Source organism: Marinilabilia sp., from assembly GCF_016278715.1.
Classification (GTDB): Bacteria; Bacteroidota; Bacteroidia; order Bacteroidales; family Marinilabiliaceae; genus Marinilabilia.
In genome coordinates, this window is record NZ_JADQBH010000308.1 from 19,327 (window position 1) to 29,881 (window position 10,555).

Sequence of the window (10,555 nt, forward strand, 5' to 3'; positions counted from 1 at the left end):
TATAAATATATGAGCCCTTCAGGCTCGGTTGCTATCAAATATTAAAGCATGACCCCCAAAGTTTGGTTCTATCAAATATTTAAGCATGACCCCGAAAGTTCGGTTCTATCAATTATACAGGAATGACCCCGAAGTGGGTCAAATATTTATAGATGGAATCTTTACATGAGAATCGACCCCCAAAGCGGGTCGTACCTGTTATTTCTGACTGTTTATTTTTTTCAATTTTGGTCTTTTGGAAGTGTTTTATCGGTACGCATCACAATGATGAACCATTTTTTGTATTATTATTGCCCGACAAAAGGGATGAAGCGTAAATAATTACCATTTTCTCAAAAGAACAAGAATAAGTTCTTGCATGAGAATTCTCCCGAAGCATCCGGAACTTTAATTAACATTTTGATGAAAGCATTACTCATAATATTATCTGCAACCTGGAAATTTGCTGCCACTTTCCCTGTTGCAATCTATATATTTAAGATGACTTTCATGGAGACAATTCTGTACACCAATATCGGTGGATTAATTGGTATTATTGTCTCCCTGTTCTTTTCAAAAGGTCTCATCTATTTCTGGAATAAATTGAGCTCGGGAAAAGGAAAAAGCCCGAAAAAGCCAAAAAAAAGATTCACAAAGTCCAACAGACGGTTGGTATTACTTAAATCTAAATATGGGATGCCCGGAATCGCTATTCTCACTCCGGTTCTTTTATCTATACCTCTCGGCACATTTCTTACTGCAAAATACTACCGGCACAAAAAATCAAATTACCTGTTTCTTTTTCTTGGTCAGGTTGTATGGTCGTTCATCTACACCATAGTATTAACACAATTTAAATTCAATATTTAACCCAAAACCAACCAATCATGATTAACCCGCACAAAGAACCAAAAAAGGGAACCCCGATTCAATCGAAGTTCCCTTATTTACATCATTTTCTTTTAATTCTATTTTATTTCTGCATGGTATTCCTGCAATGATTTCACCTTATACTCCCCTTTAAGTCGCTCCCGGATGCCTTCCGTTGCCGCGAGTGCTGCAGAAGTGGTTGTGATATAAGGAATATTGAATTTAATGGCATTTTTACGAATGTAGGAATCATCATATTCGCTCTCCTTCCCTTCCGGAGTGTTAATAACCAGCTGAATTTCCTCGTTTTTAATGGCATCCACGATGTTGGGTCTTCCCTCATGAACTTTCTTGATTACTTTCGACTCAATGCCATTCTTGTTCAGGAAAGCAGCCGTTCCTTTTGTTGCCAGGATGCCAAAGTTCATATTATGGAAATTCTGAGCCACTTCCACAATCTTGTCTTTGTCACGATTCCCAATCGTAATCAGCACATTTCCTTCAACAGGAAGACCTGACTTGGTGGCTTCCTGCGATTTAAAAAACGCCATTCCATAATTGTCGGCCAATCCGAGAACCTCTCCGGTTGAGCGCATTTCGGGCCCCAGCAGCGGGTCAACTTCAGAAAACATATTGAACGGAAAAACAGCCTCTTTCACGCCATAATGCTTGAAGACCGTTTCTTTAAGATTAAACGATTTGAGGTCTTTCCCCAGCAGTAAATCAGTAGCAATGGGCACCATTGAAACACCACAAACCTTGGATACCAAAGGCACCGTTCTGGAAGCTCTAGGATTGGCTTCAATGATATATACCGTATCATTGTAGATGGCATACTGTATATTCATCAGCCCTTTTACACTCATTTCCAATGCGATACGTCGTGTGTATTCTTTCATTGTATCAATATGCTTCTGAGGAATAATTACAGGAGGAATTACACAGGCAGAATCGCCCGAGTGAATCCCGGCATATTCGATATGTTGCATCACCGCCGGTACAAATGCTTCTGAACCATCAGAAATTGCATCTGCCTCTGCCTCAATGGCATCTTCCAGAAATTTATCTATCAACAAAGGACGGTCAGGAGAAACAATGGTCGCAGTTTTCACATATTGCTCCAGCATCTGTTCATCGAGAATGATGCGCATGGCACGGCCTCCCAACACGTACGAAGGACGAATCATCAAAGGATATCCGATACGATCTGCGATAATCAGCGCTTCGTCCAGCGAGCTGGCCATGCCCGATTCCGGTTGAGGAATTTCCAGTTTCTCCATGATTTGGCGGAACTGGTCACGATCTTCGGCAAGGTCGATAGTATGAGGAGATGTTCCCAAAATTTTCACGCCCGCTTCTTCAAGTTCTTTAGCAAGGTTGAGCGGTGTCTGTCCCCCAAACTGTACAATCACGCCCTCGGGTTTCTCCTGCTCATAAATGCTCAATACATCCTCAGCAGTTAAGGGCTCAAAATATAGTTTATCGGAAGTATCGTAATCCGTGGAAACAGTTTCAGGGTTACAATTGACCATTATCGACTCATAACCGGCATCTTTCAGTGCAAACGCAGCATGCACACAGCAGTAATCGAACTCGATACCCTGACCAATGCGGTTGGGGCCTCCACCCAACACCATGATTTTTTTCCGATCACTGGTCTTCACCTTATTGGGTGCATTGTAAGTAGAATAGTAATAAGCTGCATCCTCTTCCACACCACTCACGGGAACCGGTTCCCAGGCCTCATTGAGACCAAGTTTCCTGCGTCTTTCGCGAATACTCTTTTCGGGAATACCCAGCAACTGCGACAGATATTTATCGGCAAAACCGTCTTTTTTGGCCTGGATAAAAAGCTCGTCAGGAAGTTCTTTCCCCTTAAAAGAGAGAATCTCCTCTTCCAGTTCAACCAACTCTTTCATCTGGGTGATAAACCATCGGTTGATATAAGTTTTCTCGAATAACTCATCCACACCGGCACCTTTACGAAGCGCTTCATACATGATAAATTGGCGTTCACTGGTTGCGATATTGAGCATCACCATCAGTTCATCAAGAGACTTTTCGTTAAAATCTTTCGCAAATCCCAGTCCGTAGCGGTCAATTTCCAGAGAGCGAATGGCCTTGTGAAATGCTTCTTTATAGTTCTTCCCAATGCTCATAACCTCTCCCACGGCTTGCATCTGGGTACCCAGTTTGTCGGTCAGTCCGTCGAACTTTTCAAACGCCCATTTGGCAAATTTCACTACCACATAATCACCACCGGGTGTATATTTTTCCAGCGAGCCATCGCGCCAGTAAGGAATCTCATCAAGCGTTAATCCTCCGGCCAACAATGCAGATACATAAGCAATCGGAAATCCGGTAGCTTTACTGGCCAGAGCTGATGAGCGCGATGTACGGGGATTGATCTCAATCACCACTATCCGGTCAGTCACCGGGTCATGGGCAAACTGTACATTCGTTCCGCCAATCACACCAATATCTTCCACAATGCGGTATGCGTAATCTTGTAGCCGCTTCTGCAAGTCCTGAGGAACAATGAGCATTGGAGCAGTACAAAACGAATCTCCGGTATGAACGCCAATGGCATCCACATTCTCGATGAAACAAACCGTTATCATCTGATTTTTGGAGTCACGCACCACTTCCAGCTCCAGTTCCTCCCAGCCAAGCACAGATTCTTCCACCAATATCTGGCTCACCATACTGGCCGCAATGCCGCGCGCAGCTATAGTACGCAGTTCTTCCAGGTTATAAACCAGGCCGCCGCCTGTACCCCCCATTGTGTAAGCCGGACGAATAACAACCGGATAACCCAGTTCTGCAGCAAAAACTTCAGCATCCTCAACCGTTTCAACGGCTTTACTTTTCGGCATATCAATATTAAGGGAAAGCATGGAGTTTTTAAACTCGGTACGATCTTCTCCTTTCTCTATGGCTTTCAGATTTACACCAATTACTTCCACCCCATACTGCTCCAAAATACCTTTATTGGCTAATGTCAACGACAGATTCAAAGCTGTCTGCCCCCCCAGGTTGGGCAATAAGGCATCAGGACGCTCCTTTTTTATGATTTCAGTCAGCGCATAAACGTTGAGCGGCTCAATATAAGTTACGTCTGCCGTGGAAGGGTCAGTCATAATGGTAGCGGGATTGGAATTTACCAGAACAATCTGATAACCAAGCGCCTTCAGGGCTTTACAGGCCTGGGTTCCGGAATAATCAAATTCACAAGCCTGCCCGATAATAATGGGGCCCGAACCGATAATCAATACTTTGTGTATGTCATTTCTTTTAGCCATAGTTTTTATTTTTGAGTCGATTATGATTACAAAATCTGATAACTTCTTGCATTTTCCATCAAAAAAATAACAAATAGTTAATCTTAACCCCACAAAAATAAAATTTATTAACTGGTAGCGGGTTATTTTTTCTTTTTTTTGACAGTTGGTTTATTTATCAGCGATTTGATTTCAATAGATCGTTAGATTTTCGGATATTAAATGTTAGATGGATTGTATCAAATTGAAAAAACAACTATTTAATACCTTGAATGTTTTAATTTCAAACAAATCATTGTCAGGTTATTACGAAGGTTCAACGAAGTATTTTGATTTCTGAAAGCAAAAAAAACACCCCATTGTTTCTACAATGGGATGTTTTCCGCTATCACTAAAACCCACAATTTTAAATTTTTACTCAGTGCCTTTTTTGGTTTCAATAATTACTACTCCGTTGGATCCCCTGCTTCCGTAAATTGACGACCCGGCATCTTTTACCACATCAATACTAGCTACCTGACATGGATTAATATGACCTATAGACCTTACTGTCACACCATCCAACACGTACAATGCGCAGCTGGATAGATTAATTGAGTTGGTGCCCCGGATTACCACTTCCGCGTCTGCTCCGCGTCCCCGCACTTCCACACCCGCAAACCGACCACGAATTAGTTCAAAAATATCGCTGTAGTTACAAAAATCATCATCTTTGGAATCCATGTGTGAAACAGAATTTATCAAATCGCTCTCTGAAACATATCCATAGCCAACAGCCAGTTTTTTGTTTTCAGGAGTGGGAATAAACTCCACCATTACAAAAAGAGAATCCTTAACTTTGTCATTTATACGAACCCGCTCGTTGCGGAACACTTTCCCTTTGAAAAGCAAAACATCCTTTTCCATGGTAACAATGCTGAATTTTCCTACCGAATCGGTATTAATCCCGGCTCCACTCTTCTTGGCACGTATTTCAAAATTTGCAACGGGCAGATTATCCAGGGTGGTTACCTGACCTTCCACGATTCTGGTCTGGGCATTCATCGAAATACCAGACATCATAACCAGTACAAGAATAGTTACTAAAATAGTTTTCATAGTTGCCTCCTTTATATTTAAATTAATTAGGGTTAACGACCTTCTTTATTCGCTGTATATATGAACAATAATAATCATTTTGGTTTAATTCCTGATACATTTCCACTCCATTTGTATATAAGACAATAAAATTCCTTAAAACCCTTATTCAACACTTTTAACCACATTACAAATGACTATTGCCCGGGAATAATGAAAAGATAAGAATGAGACTGCTTTCCCTATATTAAAAATCGTAAAACCAAATAAGGAGCATAAGATGGTTAAGATAAAAATGAGTTTGCTTCACTGCGTTCGCAACTTGATGAAGAGACATGGCAATCTTTTTTCATGAAATAAGTAATTCCGGATAATAGTCGTTTTATTCCTATTTTTGCGCAAAAGAACATTCATGACGCAAAAAAACATTCACATATTTTCCCCCGGACCTCATAACACTCTTGTAAACCAATATGGTGAGATTGTACCTCCTCCGCCCGGCTGGGAATTTCTCCCGGCAGGTGATGCCGGAGTGACACGAAAAGTTACTTCAAAGAACAATTTCTGGAGGGTTGAGAAAAAGAAAGGACGACGCACCATTTCTCTGGGTATCTGGGCGCCTGCCGAAACCATAAAAAAAGCTAAAGAGGAGATGTCAGCCACCCGTGAAACAGAGACCTATAAAAAAAGACAGGAATACGCTGCTCAGCGACGGGACAAAAAACAAGTTAAATACAAAGAAGAATTTCTTGAAGCAGTGGAAGTCTTTCTGAACTTCCACCCAATTCACACAAACATCCAAAAAAGAATTGCTGTTGCCGTCACCGAACACGCCATCCCAATAGGCAGTGGAACGGTAGCCCGTACATCTATGATTCCACTGGAAGAGAGAGCCGCCCGTGCCGTCATTGCCTGGATGCGTCACCGCACAACAGCCTACGACAACCTGCCGATCAGACGCATCAAAGGGGAAAGAAGAAGAGTCCGTCGCATATTAGCCGGGCAATCGGTGACAGTTCTCCAAAAATACCGGGAAGGGAAACCTCTGGAGGAAAATTGTCCGCTCAGGCAGGCATTAAAACAAAATAAAAGGGACTGACTCCCCGAAAAACGATACAGTCAGTCCACAATTAAAAAGAAAAGTAGTGATTACAATAGATCGTTAGATTTTCAGATATTAGCTGTTAGATGGATTGTATTATACTGAAAAACAACTATTTAACACCTTAAGTATAGTGACTTTAAACAATTGACTGACAGGCTTTTACGATAACTTAACGGTATATTGTATTAAAAAGTAGCTTTCAATACAAAGAAAATATCTTCTGCCTCAGGATTTGAAATTAATGATGCTTCTATCGGTAAGGAGATTTGTTCGTTAATGGCAATGGTTCTTCCCAGTTTCAGCCCCACATTTACCAGCGCGGCATCTGCAGCATAGAGGCTTTGTGAAGGGGTACCGCCAGCAAAACCGGACAATTGATAACCATCATTCAGCTGCCAGTTGTACTTGGCTTCAAAATAGGTCGAATAATTATTTTCTCCTTCCACATCACGGTCATTTCCATAGAAAAAAGTGGCAGCGGTAAGAGTCAACGGACATTCCTGTCCAAAATAATAGTTCAGGGTGCCTTCCAAAGCATGCGTGGTCGTTTCACGGTCCCAGTTAAAATGGTCGGCTTCGGTCAAATCCAGTTCATTTTCATTGTAATAGTCGCTGAGGGTCAAGGTAAAATTGCCCAAGCTGTATCCTGCATAAAAATCCACCTCTGCATATTTATCGGAAAAACCGTAGCTGGCCCAGGCTCCGGCAAAAAAGTTACCTGCTGTCAGTCCAAGGGTGGGCTGAACATTCACATTGGGGCTGTAGAGCAAACCCCTCCACACATAACGGCTGACCAAATCGGCATTGACAGAAACATTTACTTTGTTCTTCGTGGTTTCTGTTTCATTTTGTGCCATCAGGATATTTCCTGAAATCATAAATAGTACTATGAATGAAATTATTCTTGTCATTGTTTTATGGTTTAAAAAATTATTCTTTTTTGTCTAAAAGACTTTTTCATAAAGCATTAGATTGCTTCACTTCCTTCGCAATGACGTTCTTATTCAAGAAATTAGTGGATGGGTGGTTTGCGTGGGATTTTCGGAAAAACCGAAAACCTCACCCATACCACCCGTAAATCCCATTTAATTAGTGTCTGTCCATTAATTACCACTTGCTGCGTTACGCTTGCCGCCAAAATACTCATCCCGAAGAATCGGGACTGCGCTTTTGGCGGCTTCGCAAGCCCCCGAAAAAAAATAGGGGCAGGCTTTGCAATTGGCATTTTCTGACCAGACACATGACTAATAACAAACTTTGCTAAGTTTATTGACAGTCTCTAATTACAGTTCATTGCAAGTAAAACGAAGCAATTTTTTGGAAAACATGTTTCTCCTCTTAAGCTATCGCTTTGTGAAGCTTCCGGGCCGGCGCATATTTCTGTGTCAGACGCGAAACCACCATAATAGTAATCAATCCGATGACCATGGAGTAAGTTCGGAATGGGAACAGTACTACCCCGTCCTGTATCATCGGATAGTCGATAAATGTAGGAATGCCCAAAGTGGGATCTCCACCTCCCAGTCTTAAGATAAGTGCAATGGCAAAACCGGCAAATGAACCCATAGAATTAGCCTTTTTATCGTAAAATGAAGTGACCAGCTGCGGGAAAAGCAGTACATATACAAAATCACTGCACAAAAACCAAAGCGCATAAACACTGGTAATTTTCAAAGCCAACAATGTGGCAGCAATACCTATGATCCAAATGCTTTTTTTGATCACTTTGGTGAGATTTACCATACTCATTTTTGGCTTTATCAACGGACGATAAATATTCCATGAAGCCATGGACGAGGCGGAAAGAATGGAGCTGTCAACAGATGACATTACAGCAGCTGCAATAGCTCCGAGCCCAACCAAACCCACAGCCCCCGGAGTCAGATAACGAATCACATAAGGCAGAATCAAAGCGGAATTTTCCGGTGCTGATGCTGCACCTAAAGCCTCCCAGGACTCCACTGATGAACCCACAATACCTAACATCACAGGAGGTATGGCGGCCAACAAACAAACAAAACCTGCAATAATAGACAGTCTGACAGCTGTTTTAGGATTTTTGGACGACAGAACCCGCTGAAAATAAACCTGCCAAGGAATACCACCAAAAATAAGTAACAAGGCATAGTCCCACCAGTTGAGGTAATAATCGCCAAGGGCCTCTTTGGACGGTAAGAAATTGGCCAGTGAACCCATTTTGGTCTGATAGGCTTGCCATGCCTGATCCCATCCGCCAACACTGTCGAAGGCAAAAGGCATGACAATAATCAATCCAATAAAAAGCAACCCCAACTGAACCACATCGGTGAGGGCTACTGCCCACAGTCCTCCAATAGCAGTATAAATGATTGCTATAACTGAGGACACAACAATAGCTGTCTGAATATCAAGACCCAAAATGGTCGCAAAGGTGGCTCCCAGAGCCGTGAGAATAGCTGCTGTCCAGAAAATTTCACCCAACAGGGCAGGAAAAAACAACACCGTCGACATCCGCTTTCCAAATCGTTGAGAAAGGGGATCCAACATGGTTTTAAATTCATAAGAACGCATCTTACGTGCAAAAAACAGACCTCCCAGAATCAGACTGAGTCCGTATCCCCATGGTGCCTGAACCCACACCAGTCCGTAATTCGAATCATAAGCATATTCTGCGGCTCCATTAATATAACCGCCACCAACCCAGGTAGCACTCATGGTAAATATTCCGATCCATAAAGGAATGCCTCGTCCGGCAAGCATGACATCGGTGGTGGTTTTGGTTTTTTTAAGCTCTGCAGCATAGGTGCCCATATAGAAAATTACACCATAAAAGAATATCATGGAAAAGAAGCCGGGCCAAAACACATCTGAATCAGTAAAGAAAAACAAATATCCGCCAGCAGCGGTAAGTGCCAGCATCAAAACAATGGTGGGCCATAAGTTTTTTACAATTGATCGGTCAATACTCATCTCGTTTTCTTATAAAATTTAAAAATTGATCATTTCACCTGACAAGGATTTATACATCCCAAATAGATTAACGATCTAAAAAAAATCATTAGAATTTTTTTTGCAGATATCACTGACCATCAGTCATGGCAATCTCTCTGCAAAATAAGCTTAGAAGCAGGGCAGCAGAAATCCGTGTATCAAGTCTGTTTTGAAACATTCCCTGCTGTTGATGAGTTATGTCGGTCTGGACTTGTAGTGGTAATGGCTGAGATTGAAGTTGTTTTTGTAATCAGACAAACAATTGTCAAAACTTAATAGAATTAGTGCTTCTGATGAAAAAATCATGTTGGTTTTTTTAAGTTAAAGCGAAGATGCCTCCTTCTGATTTCCTGTCTTATGGAATTTGCACGTAAACAGTCGTCAGTTCGATTTTCAACCATTGCATGTACATTCTCCAAAAAAACAGGGGCATCTTCACTTGTAATCTATGAATTGTCGGGAACAGAAATTATATCTACCCCCTATCAGTCATTTTGTGCGGGAGCCTCAGGCTTTTTGCCAAGAATCATATCGGCAGCTTTTTCAGCAATCATCATCACCGGCGCATAAATGTTACCATTGGTGATGAAAGGCATTACCGAAGCGTCCACCACGCGGAGGTTTTCCACTCCGTGCACTCTTAGCTGGTCATCCACCACGGCCATATCATCAAAGCCCATTTTGCAGGTACAGCTGGGATGGTAAGCACTCTCACCATCGCGGGATACCCATTCCAGGATTTCCTCATCGGTTTCCACGCCTTTGCCTGGCGACAGCTCCTTGCCACGATACTTACTCATAGCCTCAGTTTCGATAAGTTTCCGGGTCTTACGAATGGCTGCAATCCAGTCTCTTCGTTCACTCTCGGTAGAGAGATAATTAAAGAGAATGCTGGGTTTCTTATAGGGATTATTCGACTTTATTTTTACCCGTCCGCGCACATCAGTATTCATGGGGCCTACATGCAACTGGAAACCGTGACCCTCAGCAGGCGCCGTTCCATCGTAACGAATGGCCAGTGGCAGAAAGTGATACTGAAGGTCAGGATATTTAACATCTTCACGACTTTTGATAAAGCCACCCGCCTCAAAATGGTTGGTCGCTCCCGGACCTTTGCGACGGAACAGCCAGTCGAAACCTATTTTCGGGGCACGCCACGGACTCAGCGATTTGAACTCACTGATGGGTTCTTTGCAAGCCCACTGAACATATACTTCCAGTGATCCTGAAGATTCTCGCCCACACCAGGAAGGTGATGCACCACATCAATGTT

At 42.4% G+C, this 10,555-nt stretch carries 7 protein-coding genes; 2 read left to right on the forward strand and 5 right to left on the reverse strand.

Annotation, left to right across the window (positions count from 1 at the left end; translation table 11 throughout):
• The first annotated feature begins 402 nt into the window (after positions 1 to 402).
• Positions 403 to 849: a hypothetical protein gene (locus QZZ43_RS18675; RefSeq protein WP_291862450.1), complete on the forward strand. Its 447-nt coding sequence runs from the start codon at positions 403 to 405 to the stop codon at positions 847 to 849.
• A gap of 98 nt (positions 850 to 947) precedes the next feature.
• On the opposite strand, the gene carB is transcribed toward QZZ43_RS18675, so the two are convergent.
• A complete protein-coding gene (gene carB / locus QZZ43_RS18680) occupies positions 948 to 4,151 on the reverse strand; it encodes a carbamoyl-phosphate synthase large subunit (RefSeq protein WP_291862452.1) in 3,204 nt (1,067 codons plus the stop codon).
• A 393-nt stretch (positions 4,152 to 4,544) separates the two neighbouring features.
• A complete protein-coding gene (locus QZZ43_RS18685) occupies positions 4,545 to 5,228 on the reverse strand; it encodes a TonB-dependent receptor plug domain-containing protein (RefSeq protein ID WP_291862454.1) in 684 nt (227 codons plus the stop codon).
• A 391-nt stretch (positions 5,229 to 5,619) separates the two neighbouring features.
• On the opposite strand from QZZ43_RS18685, the gene QZZ43_RS18690 reads away from it, so the two are divergent.
• On the forward strand, positions 5,620 to 6,306 hold the full coding sequence (locus QZZ43_RS18690) for a DUF2293 domain-containing protein (protein WP_291862457.1): 687 nt from the start codon (positions 5,620 to 5,622) through the stop codon (positions 6,304 to 6,306).
• A 191-nt stretch (positions 6,307 to 6,497) separates the two neighbouring features.
• Here the strand turns inward: QZZ43_RS18690 and QZZ43_RS18695 are convergent, their stop codons facing one another.
• The 3 genes from QZZ43_RS18695 to QZZ43_RS18705 form a co-directional block, all read right to left on the reverse strand.
• On the reverse strand, positions 6,498 to 7,223 hold the full coding sequence (locus tag QZZ43_RS18695) for a TorF family putative porin (RefSeq protein WP_291862460.1): 726 nt from the start codon (positions 7,221 to 7,223) through the stop codon (positions 6,498 to 6,500).
• 427 nt (positions 7,224 to 7,650) lie between these two features.
• Positions 7,651 to 9,261, reverse strand: a complete 1,611-nt coding sequence (locus tag QZZ43_RS18700; protein WP_291862462.1) for a sodium:solute symporter family protein — start codon at positions 9,259 to 9,261, stop codon at positions 7,651 to 7,653.
• 506 nt (positions 9,262 to 9,767) lie between these two features.
• The gene (locus QZZ43_RS18705) at positions 9,768 to 10,235 is read right to left on the reverse strand and encodes a GMC oxidoreductase (protein ID WP_291862464.1); all 468 of its coding nucleotides are present in this window, start codon (positions 10,233 to 10,235) and stop codon (positions 9,768 to 9,770) included.
• Positions 10,236 to 10,555 lie beyond the last annotated feature (320 nt).

Bases quoted from the DNA above. Each gene is read 5' to 3' on its own strand.
- QZZ43_RS18695 (WP_291862460.1), bottom strand. From the start codon at position 7,223: ATGACAAGAATAATTTCATTCATAGTACTATTTATGATTTCAGGAAAT.
- QZZ43_RS18700 (WP_291862462.1), bottom strand. From the start codon at position 9,261: ATGAGTATTGACCGATCAATTGTAAAAAACTTATGGCCCACCATTGTT.
- QZZ43_RS18685 (WP_291862454.1), bottom strand. From the start codon at position 5,228: ATGAAAACTATTTTAGTAACTATTCTTGTACTGGTTATGATGTCTGGT.
- QZZ43_RS18705 (WP_291862464.1), bottom strand. From the start codon at position 10,235: ATGAATACTGATGTGCGCGGACGGGTAAAAATAAAGTCGAATAATCCC.
- QZZ43_RS18690 (WP_291862457.1), top strand. From the start codon at position 5,620: ATGACGCAAAAAAACATTCACATATTTTCCCCCGGACCTCATAACACT.
- QZZ43_RS18675 (WP_291862450.1), top strand. From the start codon at position 403: ATGAAAGCATTACTCATAATATTATCTGCAACCTGGAAATTTGCTGCC.
- carB (WP_291862452.1), bottom strand. From the start codon at position 4,151: ATGGCTAAAAGAAATGACATACACAAAGTATTGATTATCGGTTCGGGC.